General features: G+C 34.6%; 17 protein-coding genes. 11 read left to right on the forward strand and 6 right to left on the reverse strand.

Annotated elements, in window-relative coordinates:
- Window positions 1–215 precede the first annotated feature (215 nt).
- From GR162_RS20015 to GR162_RS20030, 4 genes are all read right to left on the reverse strand, one after another.
- On the reverse strand, window positions 216–416 hold the full coding sequence (locus GR162_RS20015) for a hypothetical protein (protein ID WP_160783576.1): 201 nt from the start codon (window positions 414–416) through the stop codon (window positions 216–218).
- A gap of 119 nt (window positions 417–535) precedes the next feature.
- Complete coding sequence (locus GR162_RS20020) at window positions 536–1,249, reverse strand: DUF3164 family protein (RefSeq protein WP_160783577.1); 714 nt, start codon at window positions 1,247–1,249, stop codon at window positions 536–538.
- Between the two features lie 12 nt (window positions 1,250–1,261).
- A complete protein-coding gene (locus tag GR162_RS20025) occupies window positions 1,262–1,537 on the reverse strand; it encodes a hypothetical protein (protein ID WP_160783578.1) in 276 nt (91 codons plus the stop codon).
- A complete protein-coding gene (locus GR162_RS20030; protein WP_160783579.1) occupies window positions 1,530–1,667 on the reverse strand; it encodes a hypothetical protein in 138 nt (45 codons plus the stop codon). The genes GR162_RS20025 and GR162_RS20030 overlap by 8 nt, the downstream gene beginning before the upstream one ends.
- 304 nt (window positions 1,668–1,971) lie before the next feature.
- Here GR162_RS20030 and GR162_RS20035 point away from each other — a divergent pair, with 304 nt between their 5' ends.
- The gene (locus GR162_RS20035) at window positions 1,972–2,655 is read left to right on the forward strand and encodes a S24 family peptidase (RefSeq protein ID WP_237421407.1); all 684 of its coding nucleotides are present in this window, start codon (window positions 1,972–1,974) and stop codon (window positions 2,653–2,655) included.
- Window positions 2,656–2,769: 114 nt separating this feature from the next.
- On the opposite strand, the gene GR162_RS20040 is transcribed toward GR162_RS20035, so the two are convergent.
- Window positions 2,770–3,693: a helix-turn-helix domain-containing GNAT family N-acetyltransferase gene (locus tag GR162_RS20040; protein WP_160783580.1), complete on the reverse strand. Its 924-nt coding sequence runs from the start codon at window positions 3,691–3,693 to the stop codon at window positions 2,770–2,772.
- Between the two features lie 392 nt (window positions 3,694–4,085).
- On the opposite strand from GR162_RS20040, the gene GR162_RS20045 reads away from it, so the two are divergent.
- The 5 genes from GR162_RS20045 (at window position 4,086) to GR162_RS20065 (ending at window position 12,858) form a co-directional block, all read left to right on the forward strand.
- Entirely contained in the window at window positions 4,086–4,643 is a 558-nt protein-coding gene (locus tag GR162_RS20045; RefSeq protein WP_160783581.1) for an RNA polymerase sigma-70 factor, read from the forward strand.
- A gap of 113 nt (window positions 4,644–4,756) precedes the next feature.
- Window positions 4,757–5,677, forward strand: a complete 921-nt coding sequence (locus tag GR162_RS20050) for a FecR family protein (protein ID WP_160783582.1) — start codon at window positions 4,757–4,759, stop codon at window positions 5,675–5,677.
- A gap of 71 nt (window positions 5,678–5,748) precedes the next feature.
- Window positions 5,749–9,117, forward strand: a complete 3,369-nt coding sequence (locus GR162_RS20055; protein WP_160783583.1) for a TonB-dependent receptor — start codon at window positions 5,749–5,751, stop codon at window positions 9,115–9,117.
- A gap of 19 nt (window positions 9,118–9,136) precedes the next feature.
- Window positions 9,137–10,672, forward strand: a complete 1,536-nt coding sequence (locus tag GR162_RS20060) for a RagB/SusD family nutrient uptake outer membrane protein (protein ID WP_160783584.1) — start codon at window positions 9,137–9,139, stop codon at window positions 10,670–10,672.
- A gap of 368 nt (window positions 10,673–11,040) precedes the next feature.
- Window positions 11,041–12,858 (forward strand): alkaline phosphatase, encoded by a 1,818-nt coding sequence (locus GR162_RS20065; RefSeq protein WP_160783585.1) that lies wholly within the window; start codon window positions 11,041–11,043, stop codon window positions 12,856–12,858.
- 192 nt (window positions 12,859–13,050) lie between these two features.
- Here GR162_RS20065 and GR162_RS20070 read toward each other — a convergent pair whose 3' ends face one another.
- Window positions 13,051–14,655, reverse strand: a complete 1,605-nt coding sequence (locus tag GR162_RS20070; protein WP_160783586.1) for a class I SAM-dependent methyltransferase — start codon at window positions 14,653–14,655, stop codon at window positions 13,051–13,053.
- Window positions 14,656–15,064: 409 nt separating this feature from the next.
- On the opposite strand from GR162_RS20070, the gene GR162_RS20075 reads away from it, so the two are divergent.
- From GR162_RS20075 to GR162_RS20095, 5 genes are all read left to right on the forward strand, one after another.
- Window positions 15,065–16,750 (forward strand): phospholipase D-like domain-containing protein, encoded by a 1,686-nt coding sequence (locus GR162_RS20075; RefSeq protein ID WP_160783587.1) that lies wholly within the window; start codon window positions 15,065–15,067, stop codon window positions 16,748–16,750.
- Window positions 16,751–17,144: 394 nt separating this feature from the next.
- Complete coding sequence (locus GR162_RS20080; protein ID WP_160783588.1) at window positions 17,145–18,155, forward strand: LacI family DNA-binding transcriptional regulator; 1,011 nt, start codon at window positions 17,145–17,147, stop codon at window positions 18,153–18,155.
- Between the two features lie 246 nt (window positions 18,156–18,401).
- The gene (locus GR162_RS20085; protein WP_160783589.1) at window positions 18,402–21,494 is read left to right on the forward strand and encodes a SusC/RagA family TonB-linked outer membrane protein; all 3,093 of its coding nucleotides are present in this window, start codon (window positions 18,402–18,404) and stop codon (window positions 21,492–21,494) included.
- Between the two features lie 11 nt (window positions 21,495–21,505).
- On the forward strand, window positions 21,506–23,020 hold the full coding sequence (locus GR162_RS20090) for a SusD/RagB family nutrient-binding outer membrane lipoprotein (RefSeq protein WP_160783590.1): 1,515 nt from the start codon (window positions 21,506–21,508) through the stop codon (window positions 23,018–23,020).
- A gap of 432 nt (window positions 23,021–23,452) precedes the next feature.
- Window positions 23,453–25,444, forward strand: a complete 1,992-nt coding sequence (locus GR162_RS20095) for a glycoside hydrolase family 2 protein (protein ID WP_237421408.1) — start codon at window positions 23,453–23,455, stop codon at window positions 25,442–25,444.
- Window positions 25,445–25,778: the final 334 nt, after the last annotated feature.

Below are 25,778 nucleotides of genomic sequence, written 5' to 3' on the forward strand. Positions count from 1 at the left end.
TTATTTAACAATCTAGGTCAGCAAACCCCGCATGACAATCCTGTTTCCAAAGCCTTTATAGGTTTGGATCCCAATAGAAAGAATGCGTTTTGGCTGTTATTTTATTAGGGCAGAAATCGCCCGTTTTTCCGGTTCCTGGTTCTCTTCAAAAAGAAGAAGAAGCAGGAACCATTTTTTTTACTTGCATGTATCGGCCGTAAGTTAGAAGGTCATTTTTAGCCTTTGTAAGTGGCTGTGGTGTGTTTTTTGAATCTTGGATTTTTAATCACAATATTTTCGTACTGATAAAAAGCCCGCCGTTCTTCGCTGGATAAATCATTAGTGAAATTCCAGTTTCCGAGTCCGTCTTTAAAGATCGTATGTTCGTTTACTTTGTAGCTTTCATGATCTGTAATTGGCTTTATTTTTACGCTCATTTAAGTATTGTTTAAAAGTTGTTTTTAATTTGAAAGAAAACCATTCTCTAAATAAAAATATTGGTTTTAAGTTGGTTGCAATTAATAAAAAAGCAAGAAGCAATGATAAATGGATGGTATTAAGCTGCATGATTTTGTTCGTTTTGGTTAAAGAAATTAAAAGCATATCCTTGTAAAAAATCAACAGAAGACATTGATAATGGAATGTTGGTTCTTACGCCATTTTCATCAATTCGGCATGCCTCAATAAACCAGCTTGAGCGAACAGGTTTAAAAGCAGAAGCAATAATTTCTACACCATCGGTAAATTCTTCATTATTAAACTCTTTTGTTAATTTTTGAAGCTCTAAAACTCTAGAACCTTTTAGATTTCCTTTGGCGTCTTTTTTTAGAAGATTGAAAACAATTTTAACCAACGAAGCAGTTTCTTTACTGGTTGAAAGAGACGAAATATAGTTTTGGACTTTTTCAATTCCAATTGTTACAGTATCATCCCAACCTTCATTAATGCGATAGCCAATTGTAATTTCTTCTTTATCATTAGAAAAGGTATGTGACATTTGTTTTTCTTTAAAACCATAAACCTGATTTTTTAAATCTAGAATAGTTTCAAATAGCCTGAATGTTTCTGTTTTGGCATTTCGCATCATTTCAGATGTTTCGTGTAATCTGGAAAGCGCTTTTGGGATCGTTTCGGCTACCAGTTTTTTGTAGGCATCTCTTTCTTCATTCTTCTTGTTTTCAACTCTCTGAAGCGCTTCTTTTAATTGTTGAGCAGAAAATTGAGTTAAGTCCATCACAGGTTTAAAATGGTTTGCAGTTGTAGTGTTCATAATAATTGGCTTTTAGTAAATTAATATTTCTTCTTTAAATGGATCGGCATAATAAGGTTTGAAATTGTGATATAAAGCAAGTTTCGAAACCTCTTTTATTTTACTTTCAATATTTGGCGAAACAGGACGTGGAGAAGCAGTTTCGTCTTCCAAAATATGCATCAGTTGAAAGCGTTCCTGATTGATGCAGATTCTTTCGCCAGCTGTAAAAGTTTTGGTTCTTTCTGAGCAATATTGAAGTGCCAGGTATAATAATGCGATGCGTTCTTCGATTTGAGTTTTATTCATGATTTTTCTTTAATTGATTTTTTAATTTATTAATGTCAGATTCGATTAAACTCCTTTCGGGGCTATTTGGATTTTCAATCAGCCAATTTTCCAGCTCCCTAATTTTTTCTTTGATTTGATTTGTTTCCATATTTTATAATTTTTGAGTGAGGATTAATGTTTTTTAGTTTTAATGATTAATATTACATTTTAATCGTAGTTTTATTCCTATTAGTCGTAGTGGCTAGTTTTTTACTTTTTTTACTACTTAAAAAGGTTGCAACTTTTTGTTAATCAATATTTTGTTTTTGTATTGTAATTTGTTGTTCGAAAACTTGATTCATTAAATTGTTAAAATTTGTATTGTTTTTAAAATTTATTTTTCTTTACTTTGCAAATATAATGTAAAATAATACATTAAAACAAATTTTTAACGTAAAAAAATACGTCTTTTTATGGGGTCAACTGAAAGAATGCGCGAATACCTTGATTATAAAGGGATAAGTAAATATAAGTTCTGTAATGATTTGGGCTTTTCTAATAAATTTTTAGATAATAGCAGTAATATGGGAACAGATAAAGCATGTAAAATTTTACACTACTATCCAGAAATAAATTCTGAATGGCTTTTAACTGGGAACGGACCTATGATTAAAGAGGATAACACGAGTGTAATGATCATGAAAAATGACAGAAAAACGGCTGATGCTATTCATGTAAACCAAGAGATTCCATTATATGATTTAGAAGCTGTTGCTGGATTAAGAGAGCTATTTAATAGTGGTGAACCTCAAAGAGTTTTGGACACTATAAAAATTCCGAATTTGCCAAAATGTGACGGTGCTATTTCGGTGACAGGAGATAGTATGTATCCTCTTTTAAAATCTGGTGATATTGTTTTGTATAAAGAAACTGAATTCGAGAATATCTTTTTCGGAGAAATGTATCTTTTAAGTGTGAAACTAAATGATTGGGAAGAATACATTACAGTAAAATACGTCCAAAAATCTGATCAAGGTTCTGAATATGTGAAATTGGTAAGTCAGAATTCGCATCATCAGCCAAAAGATATTCATATTTCTAAAATATCTGCTTTAGCGTTAATAAAAGCAAGCATTAGAATTAATACGATGATGTAAATTGCAAATAAAGTTTTTAAACTTTTTTAAAAGGTTTGAAAATAAAATAAGGCTTTAGCCAACGTAAAAGTTTGGCTAAAGCCTTTATATGTTTTTTAGAACTGTTGGTTAAATCTAATTTGAGAGCCTCAAATCATATCGCTCCTCAAAAAACGTTTTTCCCCATTCCTCAACTTCTTCCGATTTTGTCAATTCAAACCCCATCATTTTATACATTTGAAGCGCTTTATCTTGCAAGTTTGTAGTAAGCAGAAAAACGTTTTTGAATTTTTTCTGTTTACAGAAATCTATCGCTTCGGTTAAGAGTTTTTTTCCGATTCCTAATCCTCTAAAAGCAGGATCTAGGAGAAACCATCTCAATTGTGCTTCTTCATTAGGCTGATGTATAATTGCAACACATCCCACAATTTTACTATTGTATTCTGCCATCCAAATTCGATCATTTTCTGGGGAATATTTTTCTAAGAAATCGTAAAAAGTCTTGATTACATATTTTTCAAAATCAGTAGAGAAATGATACTCTTTTCCGTAAATCGCACCATGCAGATGTATAATGTAACCAATATCTCCAGGCGTAATTTCATGACGATAGGTAATATCTTCTCGTGCTATTTTATTTTCCGTAAGCAGATTTCTAACCGTGTTCATCGAATCGACTAAAATTTCTTTTTCAGAATTGTTTAGTTTTTCAATTTTACCCTCAATCTTGTTTTCAGATTTGGTGTTTAAAATAGCCAATAATTCTTTTCCTGTATTAGAAAGTTTAATATTGAAAGCGCGTTTATCTTCTTCTGAAGCAACTCTTTCTATTAAGTTTTCTTTTAAAAAGCGTTTTAAAATTCGGCTTAAATATCCTTTATCAAGATTTAAAATTTCGGTGATTTTCTGAGCTGTTATTATTTTGCTTTCACTGATTTCATATAAGATTCGTATCTCAGTTAAAGAATATTCGCTATCCAAATAATGCTGGCTTAAAATATCTAAATGCGCTGTATAAAATCGATTGAAACTTCTAATTTTTGAAGTTGTAGTATTCATGATTTGAAATTGTATTGTTGAGGTACAAATATATAAAATTAGTTGCTTTTGTCAACTAATTTGAATTTTTATTTTATTCGAAAAGAATTTTGAAGAGATTAAAAACCACTTCGAGGCATTTTCATTAAGTATTTGTTAAGCACTCTTCCGCTTCAAAATTGCTTTTTGTAAGAGAAGAATTGTTAGATGGAACAAAGTTTTTCATTTTTTACTCCAAATACTACAAAGTCTTATTCTACAGCCCAATTCCGATTTTAAATGTTAATAATATGTTTCGTTTCACAGTGGTTTTATTAATGTAAACGTAACCTAATCGACCTACCCTCAGTTTTAATTTTGGAGACATATAAGAGAACCCAATACTTTGTATATGCCAATTTTAAAACCAAATCATGTATAAGAAGTTTACAGACGAAGAACTTGTCGAATTATTAAAATCTGGCAAGGATAAAGCTTTTGATGAACTTTATTTTAGATATAGAGATCTGCTTGTGCGATTCGTGTACCTCCGAATGAAATCTATCGCCATTTCAGAAGAAATTGTGCAGGAAGTTTTTACCTCTATTTGGGAAAGACGCAAAACAATTGTGATTCAGAAAAGTTTTGCCGCCTATATCTATACTTCGGTGCGCTATATGACTTTAGACTATATCAAATCGCACGAAGTTACTGATCAATACATTCAAGAAGTTTTAGAAAAAAATACGGCTTCGCAAACCAGTTATAATGCGATCGAAGATTCTATTTATTATGATGAGTTGCAAAAAGCGGTTGACGAAGCAGCATCATTACTTCCTAAAAAATCAAAAGAGGTTTTTATTCTCAGCCGCGTAAAACAGTACACCAATAAAGAAATCGCCGAAGAATTGAATGTTTCGATCGAAACGGTAAAATATCACATTACATATGCGCTGAAATTTATGCGCACCTATTTGGGCGAATTCAATTAAAAGTAAACTTCAGATTAAGAATCCAGTTTTTTTCTTAACAGAAGCGTAACCTTTTGCGCCTACCTAAAATTACAATTCCCAAGACATACTAGTATAGACATAAAGAAATTATAATGCCTGAAAATTCAAATAACGAAATCAAAAATTTTTTAGAAGGAAAGTATTCCCCGAAAGGACAAGAGATGTGGAATAAATGGTACGACCGTACAGATGATTTTTTTGATAATATGGAAGTGGTTCAATCTGACCGCTCAAAACTGAAAAAAGAATTAAGACAAATAAAGAATACGAATAAAGTTATTTCGCTTACCTACAAAAACTGGGCTGTTGCAGCTTCTTTAGTTTTTCTTATTGGATTATCTGTGTTTTTCTATTCGACAAAAAATGCTGTAGAAAGCAAACAATTTGCAGTAAAACTAGGAGAACATGCTCATATAAAATTAAGCGACGGAACACAAATCTGGCTAAATGCAGGAAGTGTTCTTAAATATCCTACAGCATTTAAAGGAGATACAAGAGAAGTGTATTTAAGTGGTGAAGCTTTTTTTGATGTAGCCAAAGACAAAAAACACCCTTTTATTATTCATACCAATAAAATGGATACCAAAGTTCTCGGAACCAGTTTTAATGTTCAAGCTTATCCTGATCAGACCACGCAAGAAGTTTCAGTTGCAACTGGAAGAGTAAACGTGAAATCGACTGTTACAGAAGAGAATGTGTATGTAACTCCGGGACAGAAAGTGGTTTTTAAATCTCATGACAATAAACTTCAGGCTTTCAAGGATATTCCAGTAAATACCATTTCGTTATGGCGCAAAAATATTATGGTTTTTGAAGAAACGCCTCTGCCAGAAGTTGTAGCCACGATCAACCGTAATTATAATGTTGCGATTGAAGTCAAAAACAAGAATTTAAACGCTTTAAAGATTAGCGCCTATTTTAAAGAACTGCCTGCCGATCAGGTGATTGGGTTGGTGTGCAATATCATCAACGCCGAATACAAAATGGATTCTGGAGTTTACAAAATCGAATAATTTTTTAAACAATAAAAATAAAACTACGTAGCAAACTAATAAACAAAACAATTACACTAAATCTAAAAACTATGAATGAAAAACAAGTGCGGTATGCCAGCATAAGGACAATAGGAACAAAATTATTCCTGTTTATGACTTTGTTTTTTGCTGCCCTAACTGTGAAAGCAGGGAATGTTGACATTAACAAAAGAGTGACTTTAAAAGTTGATAATGAGAGTATAAAAAATATATTTCAAAAAATTGAAAATCAGGTTGATGTGCATTTTATGTATGAAAGCAGCCAAGTAAACGCCAATCAGAAATTAAGCTTAAAATTGAATAACGTAACGCTAGAACAAGCGTTGGATAAAATTTGTGGCAATGTGCTTCGATATGAGATTGTGAGCAACAATATTGTAATCAAGAAGAATCAGAAAGTTGCTTCTGTCGATCAGAATAAAATTATTGTTTCGGGAACTGTTTTTGGCGGAGATGATAATATGCCTTTGCCTGGCGTGGGAATCAAAGATAAAGGTTCTGATGCCGCAACAGCAACAGATTTTGACGGAACATTCAAATTAGAAGTAAACGCTTCAGAAGCGACGCTTATTTTTTCTTATGTGGGTTATATAACACAAGAAGTAAAAGTTACTAGTTCTCAAAATATTACGGTAAAATTAGCTGCCGATGTAAAACAGCTTCAAGAAGTGGTGGTAATGGGTTACGGAAGCGTGAAAAAGAACGAAGTTTTAGGAGCGGTTGGTTCTGTTTCTATGAAAGAAACTTCAAGCAGAACCTACAACAACGCTGCCGAATTATTGCAAGGAACAGTTGCTGGAGTTACCGTAATTAACGATGGCGGTGATCCGACTGCATCGCCAACAATCAACATTCGTGGTATTGGATCTTTAAATGCTGAAACACCTTTAATCGTTTTAGACGGAATCATTTATAGCGGATCATTAAACACTATAAATCCAAATGATATCGCTTCGATAAACGTTCTAAAAGATGCGGCTTCTGCAGCAATTTATGGTGCGAGAGCTTCTGGCGGAGTAATTTTGATCACTTCTAAAAAAGGAGTTTCAGATAAAATTAATGTGAATGTAAACTATCAAGGTGGTTTTCAGAATGTAGCTAAAAAATTAGAGGTTTTAAACGCTGCAGAATATGCTGATGCTATGAATCTTGCGAGAGATAATGCAGGTTTGCCGAGAATTCCTGCTTTTGATCCTGCATTTGAACCAACTGCAAGAACAACAAAAACTAACTGGATGGATGAAATTTTCCGTACAGGAGAAATTCAAGATTTGTCTCTTTCGGTAAACGGGAAAACAGAAAAATCTAATTTCTTTCTTTCTGGAAGTTATAGAAAAAACGAAGGTATTTTGTTAAATACTTACGGAGAACGTTACACAGTAAGAGCAAATTCTTCTTTTAAATTGGCTGATAATTTCACCATCGGAGAAAATATTTCGTACTCCTTAACTGATGGTCAGACTGCTAATACATCAAGCTCATACACAGGAGCCATTCAAGCAGCGATTTTATATCCGCCAAATGCAACGATTTACAGAGAAGATGGATCAGGCCAATTTGGTGGTGTTCCAGAAAAATATGTTGGTTCTTACGGAGACGTTATCAATCCTGTAGCGTACTTAAAAAGATTAGACAATAAAAATCCAATTTCTACCATTTTGATCAATCCGTATGCTGAATGGGAAATTGTTTCTGGATTAAAAGTAAAATCAAACTGGGGTTACACCAGAATTCAAGATAATGCAACAGATTTTACGGTAAAAGTTACCGAGCCAGGAAAGATCTTCGATTTCAACAGATTGACGTTGAAAAACATAACGACTACAGATTTATTAAGTGAGCAGACTATTTCTTATGAGAAATCATTCGGGAAACACAATTTGAAAGCTTTGGCTGGATATACGTATCAAGAAACGAAAAGAGATTTCTACACAGTTGAAGGAACTGGATTTGATAACGAAGATCCATCACAGCGTTATTTATTGAATGCAAAATTAATTCAGCAGACAGCAGCAGGAAGATCAGACGAAATTATTTCTTCTTATGTGGGAAGAATTAATTACGACTTCAATCAGAAATACTTAATCTCAGGAATTGTCCGTCGTGACGGAACTTCAAAATTATTAGAAAATAATCGCTGGAAAGTATATCCTTCAGTTTCTGCAGGTTGGTTAATTTCTCAAGAAAATTTCATGAAAGGAATGGAGCCCATCATTAGCAACTTAAAGCTTCGCGCAAGCTGGGGACAAATTGGAAACTTAGGAAACCTTGGCCCATACCAATTTAGTGTGCCTTTGGTACAAACTCAGGCTTTAATTGGAGCAGTTCCGTCCATCAATTATGGTTATGCTGAAAGCGAATTGTCAAACCCGAATTTAAAATGGGAAAGTTCTGAGCAGACCAATATCGGTTTAGATTTTACAATGTTAAATAATACTTTGGTAGGATCTGTTGATGCTTATGTAAAGAAAAACAAAGACATGTTGGTTCGTGACCAATTGCCTGGAGTTTCTGGAACGCCACAAGGAAGAATCGTTAACTCTGGAGATGTTGAAAACAAAGGAATCGAGGTGAGTTTAACGTACCAAAAAACTCGCGGAGAATTTAAATTTGATGTTACCGCAAACGCTGGATTCTTAAGCAATAGAATTGTTTCTATTAAAGATGATTTAAATTCATTAGAGCCTCTTGGTTTAAGCAGAGTTCGTAGTTTGCCATTAGCCAATATTTACCAAGTTGGAAGCCCAGTTGGAGCTTTCTACGGATATGCTACTGATGGATTATTCCAAAGCAATGATGAGGTGAAAGCCTATGTAAACAAAAATGGTGCAATGTATCAGCCGAATGCGGTCGCTGGAGATATTAAATTTAAAGATGAAAACGGCGACGGTGTAATAAATAATAGCGATAGAGTAGTTTTAGGAAGTCCTTTTCCTAAAACAACGTATAGCTTAAATGCCAATTTCAAGTACAAAGGATTTGATATGAATATCTTTTTCACTGGAGCTACAGGAAATAGCGTTTTCAATGCGGTAAAATATACAGGATTAAATGCTTCTTTCCCTGGTTACAACTTGTTGGCAGATTCTAAAGATGCTTGGTCGCCAACGAATACCAACACCAATGTTCCAATTCTTTCGTCAACAGATAATAATAACAATTTCGGTCGTATTTCTGATTTGTATATTGAAGATGCTTCTTTCTTAAGATTGAAAAACGTTTCTATCGGTTACACTGTAAAAGAAAGCTGGCTGAATGGAAAAGCAAAATTGAGATTCTTCATCTCGGGACAAAACTTATTTACGATTACCAATTATTCTGGTATGGATCCTGAAGTCGGACTTAAAAACTTCGGAATGGATTTAGGACGTTATCCGCTTTCTCGTATTTACATGACAGGTGTTAACGCAACTTTTTAAAAAATAAAAAACAATTAAAATGAAAAAAATAAGTCTTTTATTATTGAGTTTTGTGCTTTTGGTAAGCACTTCGGCTTGCGAAAGCGAACTTGATGTTGTGCCGCAAGGAGCTCCTTCGAGCGGGAATTTCTGGAAAACGCCAGCAGATGCAAAAGCAGGAGTAAATGCAATTTATGCTTTGTATTCTGATGATAATATGTACGGTCGTGGTTTCTTTTGGCTCAATAATGCCAGCGATGATATTGGAACAAAACCAAGGCAAAATGCAGAAAGAATTAAAAATTTTATTGTAGACGGATCTGAGTCGGATACTAAAGATATTTGGAGAATTCACTACGAAATTATGAAGCGTTGTAACGACGTTATTCGTAATATTCCAAATATTGCTTTGGATGAAAAAACAAGAAACGGAATGTTGGGAGAAGCTTATTTTAATCACGCTGTAATGCATTTAGAATTGGCCTATCATTACGGAGATGATCGTGCAGGAATTCCGATTCAAGACAGAGAAAACCCGACAAATGTATATGTGCCTCGCGCTAAAAACGTTGCTGAAAATTACGCTTACATTGAAGCCGATTTAATCAAAGCAGCCGATTTATTGCCTTATTTTGATCAGCTTACACCAGACAATCGCGGGCGCGCTCACAAAACTGCGGCTTGGGCATATTTAGTACGTACGTATTTGTATGCAAAAGATTGGGACAATGCCATTAAATATGCCAATATGATTGTGGCTAGCGGAAAACACAAATTATTGGACAATTTTGAAGACGTATTCAAAATCAGTAACAATTGGTCTTCAGAGTATATCTGGTCTGTAACTTCAAGTGCAGAAAATACTTCTTTAGGTTCTATTTTTCCTGGAGTTTGTTTAGAAGATAAAGGTTGGGGAGTTTACAACGGCTGGGGAAATTTTTATCCGACAAAAGAATTATTTGATGCTTATGATCCAAACGACAAAAGACGCAGTGCTACGATTTTACAAAAAGGAGACAAATTTGTTTACTTCGGAGAAACTGTAACTTTTAATGAAGGAAGTCATGTTGTAAGTTCAAGTAACAGAACGGGTTATCAGTTTAAAAAATATATGGAGCCTTTCAGTTATCCAAAAACAACTTCTGGCGGAGTGGATATTCGTTACGTAAATGCGAACGGAGACAAACCTTCAACAGCTTTAAATGTGCCTCTTTTGCGTTATGCAGATGTCATTTTGATGTTAGCGGAAGCGAAATTAATGAAAGGTCAAAATGCAGATGCAGAAATCAATATGATCCGTCACCGTGCAGGTCTTGCTGATATTTCTGGCGCAACAATGGTCGATTTGAAAAGAGAAAGGAGATGCGAACTAGCAGGCGAGTGGACAGATCGTCATTTTGACTTAGTGCGTTGGGGAGATGCAAAAGAAGCTTACGCAAAACCATTGCACCATTATAACGGAAGCGTAATATATCCTGCCCGTAATTTTAATCCTGCTATTCACCACGTTTGGCCAATTCCGCCAGATGAAATCGCAGTGAGCAAAGGAGCTTTGACACAAAACCAAGGCTGGTAATACATAATTTTGTTGTGTTTTTTTAGTTTTTTACGCTGCAGTCTTAGTCAGGAGACTGCAGTTGTAAAAAAAGTTTGTCACTCCGAGGAATGATGAGCAGCACCCAGTCACACAATCTTGTCATTTCGACGAAGGAGAAATCTTCGTAAGAAACTCGACAAAGATTGGAGATTTAGATTGTGGAGTTTCTTGTGAAGATTTCTCTCTTCGTTCGAAATGACAAGATTACTTTTTACTATGTGAATTTAAACAAGTAAAACGCCTTACGCATAAAGAAAAGCTATGTTTCTATGTGTTTTAAAAAAAAATAGCATAAACCAAATTCTGATAAAGTCACCTACAGCTTTAAAAGAATAAAATCATTTTCGATGAAAAAAATAATCACCCTTTTTTGTCTTCAATTTTGCCTATTCGCGCAAGCGCAAGAATACAGTTCGTCTAACATTCATTCTCATAACGATTACGAAAGCAAATTACCATTTTATGGTGCCTATTCTAACGAAACAGGAGTTATAGAAGCCGATGTTTTTTTAGTGAATAACGAATTGTTTGTGGCACATACTTCTAAAGAAATAGCTTCTCACAATACGCTTAAAAGCATTTATTTAGAACCTCTTTCCAACAAATTAAAAACGTTGGAAGGAAAAGCGTATCCGAGCAATAAACCTTTGATTTTAATGATTGATATTAAGTCAGATGCCGATCCGACTTTGAAAACCATTACCCAACAATTAAAGACTTTCCCAGATATCATTTCGAATAAAAACATCAAAGTGGTTATTTCTGGAAATAGACCTTTACCGTCACTATGGGCGGCATATCCAGATTTTATTTATTTTGACGGAAGGCTGAATGAAAATTATACTCTAGATCAATTAGCGAGAGTTGAGATGATCAGTGAAGATTTGCATGAAATCACAGTTTGGAACGGAAAAGGCGTTTTGACACAGCCAGATGCCGAAAAGATTCAGGCCATAATCAAAAAAGTCCATGATCAAAACAAAAAAGTAAGATTCTGGGCTACGCAAGACAACGTGAATACGTACATGACTTTGATGAATTTAAAAGTCGATTTTATCGGAACGGATAAAGTGGCCGAACTGACTCAATTTATCAATAATATCAAAACCACATTTTATCAGAATACCGAATTTCATCAAGCGTATATGCCTAAAAATAATTTCAAAAATAAACGCCCAAAAAATGTTATTCTGCTAATTGGAGACGGAATGGGATTAGCGCAAATCTATTCTGGTTACACGGCAAACAAAGGGCAGTTGAGTTTGTTTAATATTCCAACTCAAGGATTTTCGATCACAAAATCTTCAGACAGTTATATCACAGATTCTGCGGCAGGAGCAACGGCAATGGCTACAGGACATAAAACCAATAACCGTTTTATAAGTGTTGATGAAAACAGAAAACCTCTTGAATTGATTACACAGCAATTGGCAAAGAAAAACTATAAAACGGCCATTATTTCTGCTGGGAATATTACTGATGCGACGCCAGCGGCATTTTATGCGCATCAGCCAGAAAGAAGTTTAAGTGAACCTATTGCGAATGATTTCCTTTCGAGTCCATCTGATATTTTAATTGGAGGAGGACAGAAAGAATTTATTTCCAGAAAGGATGGAAAAGATTTGTCTAAAACCTTAATTGAAAAAGGCTATACTTTCTCGGATAAATTCTCGAGTTTAGATACCATTAAAAACAGCAGATTTGTAGTTTTGGAAGATGCTGCGGTGGTTTCTATGAAAAATGGGAGAGGAGATTTTTTAACGAAATCTTTTGCGAAAGCAACAAACACTTTTTCAAAAACAAAGAATCCGTTTTTTATTATGGCGGAAGGCGCTCAAATAGATTATGGCGGACACCAAAACAATGTAGAATATGTGGTGAGAGAAATGCTTGATTTTGACAAATTGGTTGGTCAAGCAATGGAATTTGCAGATAAAAATCCAGAAACTTTATTAATCGTAACCGCGGATCACGAAACAGGTGGATTATCTCTTATCGATGGAAGCATTGAAAAAGGATATGTTCACGGAAGTTTCAGCACCAACGATCATACGGCAATTCCGGTTCCGGTTTTTGCTTATGGACCAGGATCTGAAAAATTCATGGGCGTGTATCAGAATACAGCGATTTATGACAAGATTATGGAATTGATTGGAGGGAAATAATTTCTTTCTGATATAAAATTCAAATTAAAGGAGCATCTGAAAAGATTGCTCCTTTTTTATGTTTAGGCAAAATATTTCGCTCTTCGAGAGCTTGAAATGTTTCTACAAAAATCCCAGTGAGCGAAATGTATCATTTATCTAGTTCTTACATCTTACATTCCGCATTTCACATTTCACATTTCACATTTTGATCTATTTTCCTTTCAATAAATTAATGCTCACTGTTGCTGTATCTGCATCGGGAAATCTTTTGAAAATCGCTTGATCTGGAAACAATCCTGCTTCTGCCGCAATGGCATTAAAAACATCAATTTCAACAATATATTGGTCCGAAAAACCATGAGTAGCATCATAAGCAGTTGCTGGAGTTCGACCTAAATTATTAGCTGTAAGTTTCGGATTTAAGGTATGAAGTTCAATTAAAAGCAGACCAAATTTACGCACATACGGCGACCATTTTTGTAAATGTTCTAAGAGATTATCTTCAACCAAATTATTGCTAATTCTTTTCCCTCTGTAAGCAAATGCGCCAGTTGAGGTACTGACTCTGTTTGCGTTAGTATGTTTCGGATCTTGCCAAATTCTATTATGATCTAAAAAAGTCCTTACGTTGAGAAGATCTTTCAAGTCAATATTATAATTTTCTTTCAGATCATTTGCCAATAAATCAGGACGTCCGATATCGCCCCAAATTACTTTGGCCCAAATATCAGCATTGATAAGATTGGCTCTCGTGACTTTCAAAGCCGTCTGATTGTAATCGGCACCAACCAGAAATAACGGATATTCGTCGAGCATTTTTCCTCGTAAAGTCTGCCTGTCGATTACTTCAAAAATATGCTGCAGAAAAGCGCCATTTCCGCAACCCATATCTAGAATTCCTTTGGGCTGTTCTTCGATCGGAAGATTAAAAAGCTTGATCAGGATTTCGTCAACCACTTTAAAATAAGTGTCGTGCGCGCCGCCGCTTCCCCAAACATTCATTTCACGATCGACATGAAGTTCGTTTTCGCCTTCAGCTGTTCTTAAAATATCTGGATTGCCAAAAATTAATTCTTCGATTTTAGCAAAAGTGGGCAGATACGAAACGGTGACACCATAAGCACTGGCTCTTTTAGCAAAAAATAAACCTGCTTCTGTAAACTGATAATTGCCATTTTTTTCTAGAAACCAGCCCAGATGAACAAAAAAGTCCAATATTTTTTTAAATTTTTCTGGTGATTTATGAAACTCTTCGGGTCTGAAAGAAGTTTCCATAAAATATTTATGAAACATTCCGTTCATGGCCAGTCGAACAATAGTTGGTCCGATGAGGTAGCCTTCAATATGTTTTAAAATTTGCTCCTGGATACTGTTTTTCAGCGGATCATCTGAAGGTTCAATTCCGTATCTCTTTTTATATTTTTCGAAGATAATATTGAGTTTTTCAAAAGGAACATCTTCAAACAAACGCGGATGAAACTGGATAGACAATTGTAACAAACTCACCACATCTTCATAGAGATAAAACAGCGAAAAAGCGGTTTCCGTTTTCTCATTTACAGAAATGGTAATTACCTGAGTTTTATTATCGATTTCATATTCTAAAAATCCCTGAGAAGCCAAAACTCGCAACGCGACATTGAGATAACCTTCGTTAGCTTTAAAAGTAGCTGTAAGCTCAGATAAGGCAAGTTTTTTTCTGTCTAAAATAAATTCTAAAACCGATTTGTTTTTGAATGCAATCGCAACTGGAGGTGTAACTAATCCGTCAAGATGTCTGAAAATGGAACCTAAAAGCTGTGGTTTATCGTTCATAATACAAAAGAGTGAAGGTTAGTTTAAAAATAGTGATTTTTTTGATTACTCAATGCATGTCAAATTATAGTGTTGAGGTTTTGTTTAAAACAACATCTAAAAAGAGAGAGCTTTATTGGAGTTTGAAATTTAATCTAGATCATAGTGCTTTATGCTAATCTTGAAGCTGCGTTTTTTAATTTTAAAACGCTTGATATTAAATTAATGTTATTAAAAATAAAATGCGTAAAAACACTCATTATCAGTGTTTTGTTGTTTTGTAATTTAGTCCTGCTATTTTGTTTCAGCAAATATTTACTGCAAGCCTTAAATCTGTTTAGATCTTTCCTTATCGTATATGCCTCATTTATGTTTTTTATGTTAAAGTGTTGATTTATAAAAATAATGGTAACCAATAAAAATAAAAAATATGCGTAAAAGAGTAAAACAAAAAAATGGACTAGAAATAACAGCAGTAATTGGAACTTCTGCGATTCTGCTTTCTTTTGACATGGAAAAAAGTCTGACCGACGGGCTTCTAGGATTTGCTATTGAAAGAGAAGATCATACTGAGAACGAAAAATATTATCTTAAAGGTTTTAAGTATTTTGAGGAAACTGCTGGAAACACATTTGAAGGACAACTACATAGTACTTTCGAGCATCCAGTTCAATCATTTCTTTGGGAAGATTTTACTGTTAAATGTGAACATGAGTATTCTTATACAGTAACTCCCGTTTACGGAAAGCCAAAATTTTTGGAATACAGAAAACCTTGTACAATTAGGTTAAAAACACCTACAGAAGATGCGGGAGAGCATTCAATTTATTTTAATAGAGGTGTAGCGGGTAGTTTGGCTTATGCGAGAAGGTTCAAAAATAAAAGGCCTGGTTCTGAGGATATGAGTGAGGAGGAAACTGCAGAAGCGCTAAAATGGCTTTCAAGAGGTCTGGAAGAAGCTTTGTTAAAATTTATTGATAAAGCTAAAGACAGTTCTTATAAGCTTCGTGCTGCTTTTTATGAATTTGAATACTTACCAGTACTCGAAAGATTTAAAGTTGCATGTGAAGAAAAAGGGGTTGACGTAAAAATAATTTATGATTCTAGAGGGGAAGAAGAAGCGAATAATAAAGCAATAAATGAAGCTGGCTTACCTCGAAATGTTATGATTCCACGCAGCGCAGAAGCCTCAAAACGGTTTATTGCACATAATAAATTTATAATTCTGCTCAAAGATGATCGACCTATGGAGGTTTGGACTGGTTCTACAAATATAACTCCAAAAGGAATTTTTGGACAATGTAATGTAGGTCATGTTATACGAAATGAAAATATAGCGAAGCAATATTTTAACTATTGGACAGAGCTTGCTCAAGATCCTTTAAATGATGTGCTTGATAAAAAAACAATTGCTATTCAGCCTGATCTTCTGTATGATAAAATTCCTAAGAAGAGCACTAAAGTTTTTTTTAGTCCGCGTGAAAAGAAAACAATTCTACAGACATATGCAGATTATATGACAGGTTCGAAACAGCTGGTTTGCGGTATGTTTCCTTTTTCTTTTAGTTTGAAAATGAAAGAAGTGATTGTTAGAAAAACAGATAATTTGAAATATGTTATTATCGATAAAAAAGATAAAAATACTAGCCTCGTTACAACAGATTATGATAATGTAATTGTATACGGAACATATCTTAAAGATGGGCTTTATGATTGGCTAGAAGAAACTCACGCTGGTTTTCTGCTAAATTCAAAACCTTCAAATATAGGAACTAACTTTATTCATAATAAAGTGCTATTAATAGATCCACTAGGAGAAGATCCTATTGTGGTAACAGGCTCTGCAAACTTTAGCGACAATTCCATTGCTAATAATGATGAAAATACTTTGATAATAAGAGGAAATAAAGATGTTGCCGATTTATACTTTACAGAATTTGTTAGAATATTCAATCATTATTATGCGAGATATACTGCGGTTAAAATGTCTGAAAACCCTAGTGCAGAAAATCCAATTCATTTAAAAACTGACTCTGCTAAATGGGTGCCATCTTTTTATAATCCGAATGGACTTAAATATAAAAGAAAAAAAATGTTTACGGATATGAAAGTGTAAGACAGCAATTGTCTCTTTCTAGAAATATTTCAAGTAGAAACGCCTTTGGACATTTCATGTTTAGAGGCGTTTGATTTTTAACTAATTTTATTTTTTTCTACAAAAAAGACAGCACTCAATCATCATTTTTTGAACTTTTTTTCGAAAAATAAATCCTCAAAATCATTAAAAATTTCCTCAAAATCCACTTAAATCGACATAAAAACCAGAAAATTGATATTAAAAGTCAGAATGACAATAACTGATCAAAAACCAGTATTTGCTGAATATTTCATTTTATTTTGTAGAAAAAAAAGCGATTTATTGAAAAAAAATTTTACTAAAACGTTTTTGTAAGCTTCACTTGCCTATATTTGCGATGTACTAAAATATTCAACAATACATTTTTTGTCCGATGAAAAAGATTACAATTAGAGATATTGCGAAACAGGCAGAAGTTTCTATTTCTACTGTGTCTTTTGTGATCAACGGAAAGGGCGAAAAAATGGCTATTAGTCCAACGGTAATCAAAAAGGTTCAGGATGTAGCGCAAAAATTGCAATATAAGCCAAGCATGATTGCTAGTAGTTTGAGAACTGGAAAAACAAGATCAATCGGACTTATTGTAGAGGACATATCCAATCAGTTTTTTGCAGATTTGGCCAGAGTTATTGAAGACGAAGCAAAAAATATAGATTACAGAGTTTTTTATTGCAGTACAGGCGATGATAATAACCGTTCTGAAGAATTAGTGCAGAGTCTTTTGCAAGCCAATGTGGAGGGTTTTATTATTACGCCTACTCGAAATTTAGAGAAAACAATCGGACAGCTTTTAAAATTGCAAAAACCTGTTGTTTTGATTGACCGATATTTTGCCAACCAAAAAGTAAGTCACGTTCTCATGGACAATTACGAAGCATCTTATTCGGCAACTAAATTTTTAATCGGGAAAGGAAAAAAGAATATCGCAGTTGTGAATAATGAATCTGGAATGATTCAGATGAAGTTAAGAGAAAAAGGATATGTAGAAGCACTGAAGGAAGAAGGAATCTATGACGAAAAGTATACGCTGCATTTGGATTATCATTCAAGCGAGCAAAGCAGAATTGAAGCCATTGTAAATTTCTTCAAGAAAAATAAGGAGATAGATGCGGTTCTTTTTTCAGCCAACTATCTCGGGCTTGCAGGACTTCAGGCGTTTAGGATTTTGAAATGCAAAATTCCCGAAGATGTTTCCGTCATAAGTTTTGATGATCATGACAGCTTCAAATTGCATACGCCCACAATCTCGGTTATTGCGCAGCCTATTGAAGAAATTGCCGTCAAATCGATACAGCTGCTAATGAGCCAGATGACAAATTTGGAAGATTTCAAAATAGAAAAGGTTCTCAAAAAAGGAACTTTGATCATAAGAGAATCTGTTTAATCAATCCGACATCAAAATTGAAAATTAGAAATTAAAAAAGTGGGACTTTTTTTTAATCATTTCACTAAAACGATTTAGTAAGATTTTTTCTGGATTTTCTTAGACCTTAAAAAACTAAAACAGCTAAGAACTACTTTTTTATTCGAGCTGTAATATTGAAAATAGAGTGCAATTTTTTATTAATTATTTAAAAACAAACAACTTAACAACAAAACAAAATCAAAACCAATAACCAAAAAAACGCTTATGAGACGAATATTAGCAGTGTTAGGAGTGATATTGCTTAGCAGTTTGAGTGCTGCCGCGCAAAATCGATTAATAACCGGTATAGTTACAGATGCAGAGAACAAGGGAATTGTCGGTGCATCAATCGAAGTTCAGGGAAAACCATTTAGTGCTATTTCAGACGCCGAAGGCCGATTTAGAATGAATGTTCCTGAAGGTAAAGTTATCCTTAATGTATCTTCTATGGGGTTTCAGTCACAATCAGTGGCAGTTCAAGAAAAAGATACAAGAGTTGCCGTCACGTTAGTTGAAACGACGCAAGAATTAAAAGATGTTGTTGTAACTTCATTTGGAGTTAAAAAACAAAAGAAAAGTTTAGGTTACGCAGTTGGAGAACTAAAAGGCGAGGATCTGACAAAAAATAAAGAAATTAACTTAGGAAACGCGCTTCAAGGCAAGATTGCCGGAGTAAACGTTTCGGCACCAGTTACAGGGCCTTCAGGTTCAAGCCGTGTGGTAATTCGTGGAGCAACTTCTGCATCAGGACTGAATCAGCCGTTGTATGTGGTAGACGGAATTCCGATCGACAATACGCAACAAGGAAATGCCGGAATGTGGGGAGGTGCTGATAAAGGAGACGGTATGTCATCTTTCAACCCAGACGATATAGCTTCGATGTCGGTTCTTAAAGGTAGTGCCGCTTCTGCTCTTTATGGGTACAGAGGTTCAAATGGTGTTATCTTAATTACAACTAAAAAAGGTAAAAACGGAACTGGAATAGGAGTAGATTTTAGTACAAATTCTTCTTTTAATACACCTGCAAGCCTTTTGAAATGGCAGGATCAATATGGTGCTGGAGCGCCAGATGCCAACGGTGTGCCAACTAGATTTACCAATTTACAGGAACTTAGAGATTCATATTATTTTTCATGGGGAGATAAATATGACGGGACACCGTCTCTTTCTCTTGACGGTAAAACAAGACCTTATCAGCCTTACGGAAAAGATAATGTGGAGAATTTCTACAGAACTGGATATTCTTTCAGCAATACTTTAGCGATTTCTGGCGGAAACGAATCAACAAATTTCAGATTGTCTTTCGGAAATACCAAAGACGAATCGATCATGCCGGAAACTACTTTTGGAAGAAACAACGTGGCTTTAAGCTTAAATTCGGCTCCAAATAAAAGAATCAGCATAGAAAGTAACGCTCAGTACATTTCTGAGAAAAGCCACAACCGTCCTTATTTAAATGACTCGCCAAGAAATCCGTCTTTCCCGACTACTTTCATGACTACAAGTTCAGATATCAGATGGTTAAGCAATCCGTATGACGCAAACGGAGGAGAAGAAGACTTTTTAGGAGCAAACGTATACCATACCAATCCTTATTTTGCTACAAAATCTCCTTTAAATGATGATCTTAGAAAACGTTTTATCGGTTCGGCAAAAGTAAATTATAACATTACAGATAAAATTTATGCTAAAGCTGTTATTGGTATTGACGATGTTAATTATGAGTATACTGAAATTGAGCCAACTGGAATAAATTATAACCCAGGCGGATCTATCGAAAACAGAATCGAAACACGTTCTGAAGTAAACGCTTCTGGTTTCTTGGGTTACAAAGGAGATATTGCTAAAGATATTTCACTAGATGCTTTTATTGGAGCAAACCGTCAGCATAACAGATACAGCGGCATCAAAATGAAAGGAAACAATTTTATCGTTCCATTCAAATATTTCTATGGAAATACTCAGCCTGACAAAACGGAAAAATTATTCTCAGAAAGTGAAGTGAATTCTCTTTTCTATTCTGCAGATATCGGATATAAAGATTTCTTATTCTTGAGTTTAACGGGTCGTGAAGATTGGTTTTCAACACTAGATCCTGCAAACAACAGTACTTTCTATCCTTCTGTAAGTTCAAGTTTTATTTACTCTGAAGTTATCGGTCTTCCTGAATGGATGTCTTATGGTAAGGTTAGAGTAGGTTGGGGTAACGTTGGAGGAGCATTGCCAGAAGCTTATGCTCTAGCATTGACTTACACTACACCAGACGGACAGACAGATTCTTTAGGGCAGCCAATTTTGGGTGTAAACGGAGAAACAATTCCAAATAGAACTTTAAAGCCTTACAACGTAAGCACAATTGAGTTTGGTTTCGAAAACACATTCTTCAATAACAGAGTAAGTACAGATTTGACTTTCTACAGCAAAAAAACTACAAATGATATTACAGATGCTGACGTTTCTCAAGCTTCAGGTTACAGAACAACAAAAATCAATGTTGGAGAAATCTTGAACAAAGGGGTGGAGTTTGCTGTTAATGTAAAAGCGGTTAAAACACCAAGTTTTTCTTGGAACGTAGGTTATAATTTTGCTTATAATGATAGTGAAGTTTTGAATCTTTCTGATAAAATTACGACGAAAACATTAGAAGGAAACAGAGATGGAAGAGCTAATGTAGTGTTAGAAAAAGGACAGCCATTTGGAGTAATTAAAGCATACGACTATTTAAGAGATGCTAATGGAAATATAGTGCTTGGCACCGACGGAAAATTCTTAAGAGGAAATTTAATCATTGCAGGACAAGGTGTTGCGCCAATGTCTATGGGACTTTCTAATGATTTCTCATATAAGAATTTCACACTTTCTGTTTTTGTTGATGCTAAATTTGGAGGAGAGATCTACTCAGCTACAAACCAGTTAGGAACACGCTACGGATTATCTGAAATTACACTTCCAGGCCGTGAAAATGGTGTTCAAGTAAGCGGGACAGATGTTAACGGAAACCCAGTTAATACAACAGTTTCGGCATACAATTACTGGAGAAGCTACAGTGACGTAACATCAAACTTTGTTTACGATGCAGATTTTGTAAAGCTTAGAGCAATTTCATTTGCATACAATTTCCCAAAAGCATACTTGCAAAAAACACCATTCCAGTCTGTTAGTTTAGCATTTTCTGCTCATAATTTATGGACTATTTATGACAAAGTTCCAAACATCGATCCTGAGTCAAATTACTCAAACAGTAATGCTCAAGGTATGGAGAGAGCTTCTATGCCATTGACAAGAAACTATGGTTTTTCACTTAATGTCAAATTCTAATTCTTAAAAAGATGAAAAATAGATATATCAAAATATTTTGTGTCGCAATTGTTGGTGCTTTGACATTAGCTTCATGCGACAAAGGATTCGAAGAAATGAATAAGAATCCAAATGCTTTAACAGATCCAGCTGTAAAATCAATGTTTACGCTTGCTGAGATTTATGTAGACGGACAAGATTTTTCTAACACAAGAGGAAACAATTTATACGCAGCGCAAATCGTGCAGCAGTTTTCTTCGCTAGGAGGACCAGGTTCAAAATACACGTATTCTTCTGAGTATTCTGCCGCTCTTTTTGGTGAGACTTACGGAAAAGGATTAAATCAGATTTTCCAATTATTATCTGTAGTAGAAAATACGCCAGAAAATACCAATATGATTCAGGCATTAAGAATCATGAAAGTTTTCTTGTTCCAAAAATTGACAGATACTTATGGTGAAGTCCCTTATTTTGAAGCAGGAAAAGGATATAACGGAAATGTTTTTTCTCCAAAATATGATACGCAAGAAGCGATTTACAATGATCTTTTAAAAGAATTGGATGAAGCTGGAACTGCACTTGATGCAGGAAAACCATTTGTTGGAAGCGCCGATTTGTACTACCAAAGTGATGTTGCAAGATGGAAAAAACTAGCAAACTCTTTAATGCTGAGAGTTGCAATGCGTTTATCTAAAGTAAATCCGGCAAAAGCAAAAGAATTTGTAGAAAAAGCTTATGCAAAAGGAGTTTTTACTTCAAATGATGACAGTTTGGTTTTAAAACACGATGCAGGTCCTGCAGGTGTTAAAACCAATCCAATTACATCTTCTTGGGTTAGAAACGATTTGAATGGAGGAGAATCTAACATTAAATTCAGTAAAACGTTTATCGATATGTTGAAAAACACAAACGATCCTCGTTTAAGAATTTATGCAAAACTAGAAGCAACAGGAGACAACAATCCGGCAAGTCAGCAAGGTTTGGCAAATGATGCAAAAGAATTTCCAGGAGGAGACAAAAAATTGTTCTCAGACCCAAATACTTCTACAGTATTGCGTTTAGATGCCCCAACACTAATTATGTCTTATGCTGAGGTTCAGTTTATATTGGCTGAAGCGGCTGTAAAAGGGTGGAATGTTGGCGGTTCTGCTCAGACGTATTATGAAAACGGTGTAAGAGCGGCAATGAATATCTTAACCATTTTTGGAGATAAAGTGCCTGCCGTTACGCCAGCAGAATACAACACTTACATCACAACGTATCCGTTTAAATCTGCAGGAACAGAAGCGCAAAAAATCGAACAGATTATCACTCAAAAATGGATTGTATTGTTATTCAACGGTTTTGAAGCATTCTCAGAATACAGAAGAACAGGCTACCCAGTTTTAGTTCCTGTTAATGATCCAACTGGAGAAACACAAGGAACAATTCCGAGAAGATTAATTTATGATCAGTCAGAACTTATCACAAATGAGGCTAATTATAAAGAAGCAATTCAACGTCAAGGTTTAGATTTAATGACCACAAGAATCTGGTGGGATAAATAATTTTTAAATTGGTTGGTTAGTTAAAATAAGTCGGGTACTGAGCATACCCGGCTTATTTTTAAAACAATTTAATTGAGTGATCTTGGAGGAAAGAATTGAAAAAATTATTGTACAGATTTAAATGCTTTTTTTTCGCAGCAAACCAATGGGATTCTGCTGAAAAAGATGGGTTTTATTTTCTGGATTTTAAAATTTTCAAAATAGTATACTTAAAGTTTATTTCAATTATTTGAATTAAAAACAATCCACATCAAAATAAAAGAAAACATAAGGCAGTGGTAAAGAAAATATTTCTAGTTGTATTTTAGAGTTACTAACAAAGAATAAATTTTCAAGAGAAGGAATAGCGCGGTCAGTCTTTCCTTCTCTAAAACTGCCCAATTACTTGCCTTTTTTAGTAATTTTAGAAGGTATTAAAATAGTACTCTGTAAATGAATTATCAAAAACAACTTCATTGGATAATGTCCTTATTTCTGGCTGGTTTTACATCAATTGCCTTTTCGCAGAAAATTGATTTAAAAAACAATTGGAAGTATCGTGAAGAAAAAACACAAAAATGGTATTCGGCTACTGTGCCAGGAGAAATTCATACCGATTTGCTAAACAGCAAATTAATTCCAGATCCATTTTACAGAGACAATGAGAAAAAACTGCAATGGATTGAGCGCAAAAACTGGGAATACAAAACAGTTTTTCAGGTTTCGGCAAATATGTTGAAAAAGAAAAATACAGAATTAGTTTTTGACGGATTAGATACTTATGCATCGATTTATGTAAACGATAAGCTGGTTTTAAAAGCTGATAATATGTTTCGTCAATGGCGTGTTGACGTTAAAAAAGTCTTGAAATCAGGAAATAACGATTTGCGAATCGTATTTCAATCGGCACAAAATGTAGTCGATTCGCTGGCAAAAAAAGATTATCCATTTGTAATTCCAGACAATCCTCGAGCTTATGTACGCAAAGCGCAATACCATTTTGGATGGGATTGGGGACCAAAATTCACCACTTGCGGAATTTGGAAAACGCCAAGATTTGAAGCTTACGACGAAAAAGAACCTGAGAAACCTTATATTTTAAATCGAAAAATTGAATTAATACAAGACAAAGACAGTCTTGGCCGCTCTTTTTATTTTAAGATTGACGGAAAGCCGGTTTATATGAAAGGAGCCAATTATATTCCGTCAGATGCTTTTCTTTCTAGAGTGACCAAAAAAGAATATGAAAAAATAGTCTTATCTGCCAAAGAAGCCAATATGAATATGCTTCGTGTTTGGGGCGGAGGTATTTACGAAGATGATTATTTCTACGATTTATGCGATAAATATGGGATAAATGTCTGGCAGGATTTTATGTTCGCAGGCACAATGGTTCCTGGAGACGATGCTTTTTTTGATAATGTAAAAAAAGAAGTTCAATATCAGGTAAAAAGACTGCGCCATCATCCAAGCATTGTTTTATGGTGCGGAAATAATGAATCTGACGAAGCTTTTAAAAATTGGGGCTGGATGAAAAGTTTCAAAATTTCAAAACAAGATTCAATCCGTTTGTGGAAAGATTACACCCGTTTGTTTCATGACAGTATACCAAAATGGGTAAAAGAAGTTGATGGAAAACGCCCTTATTTAAGTTCTTCGCCATTATATCATTGGTCAAAAGCAAAAAGTGTAACCGAAGGAGACAGCCATTATTGGGGAATTTGGTGGGGATTGGAAGATATTGAAGCCGTTCAGAAAAAGACAGGAAGATTTGTGAGCGAATACGGAATGCTATCATTACCAAATTACGCTTCAATTGAAGGTTTTACTTCACCAGAAGACCGACATTTATATTCTGATATACTCAAAGTACATTTAAAAGCGGGTCAAGGTTTTGAAAAATTAGATTCCTATCTCGGCAGATATTTTATTGATGCTTCGAAAATAAAAAAAATGAATCTAGAAGATTATGCCTATTTGAGTCAATGTCTGCATTATTATTCCATAAAAAATATTGTTGGTATCCATCGTGCTAAATCGCCTTATAATATGGGAACTTTAGTTTGGCAGTTAAATGACTGTTGGCCTGTAGCAAGTTGGAGCATTACAGACTACAATAATCGACAGCCAAAAGCCGCTTGGTATGCTATAAAAGAAGCATACAGAGACGACATAAAACCAGAAACCGATTTTACACATCCGAAAGATTTGGCATTAGAAGACCCAAAAATCAGTTGGGAAATAAAAGGAAATATCGTAGTTGTAAAAGCTCAGAAAATGGCAAAATACGTTTGTATTTCGATGAAAGGCTATAACGGAAAATGGAGCGATAATTATTTTGATCTAAAAGCAGGAGAAGAAAAAACAATTTCGTTTGAAGGGAAAATAGCAAAACCTGAGATTAAGATTTATTCTTTGTTTGAGGTTTTAAAGAAATACGAGTAGAGGTTCAAAGGAACAAAGATGCAAAGGGATAAAGGTTTTCCGTAGAGACGTACTGTAGTGCGTCTTCTTACGAAGATGAGAGTTCATTTTTCATCATAATGTTTTATAAAGTGATCGTAGAGAAGCACTGCAGTGCGTCTAACACAAAGAATTTAAAAATAATTGAATCGCATGTTTAGACAATTTTTTTTAAGAATTAAATAAACAAAGGTTTTCTGTAGAGGCGCACTGCAGTGCGTCTCTTTACGAAGATGAGAGTTCATTATTTTTATCATAAGGTTCATAAATTGACCGTAGAGACGCACTGCAGTGCGTCTAACACACAGATTAAAAA

Origin of the sequence: Flavobacterium sp. HBTb2-11-1 (assembly GCF_009826975.1) — a bacterium.
Lineage (GTDB): Bacteria > Bacteroidota > Bacteroidia > Flavobacteriales > Flavobacteriaceae > Flavobacterium.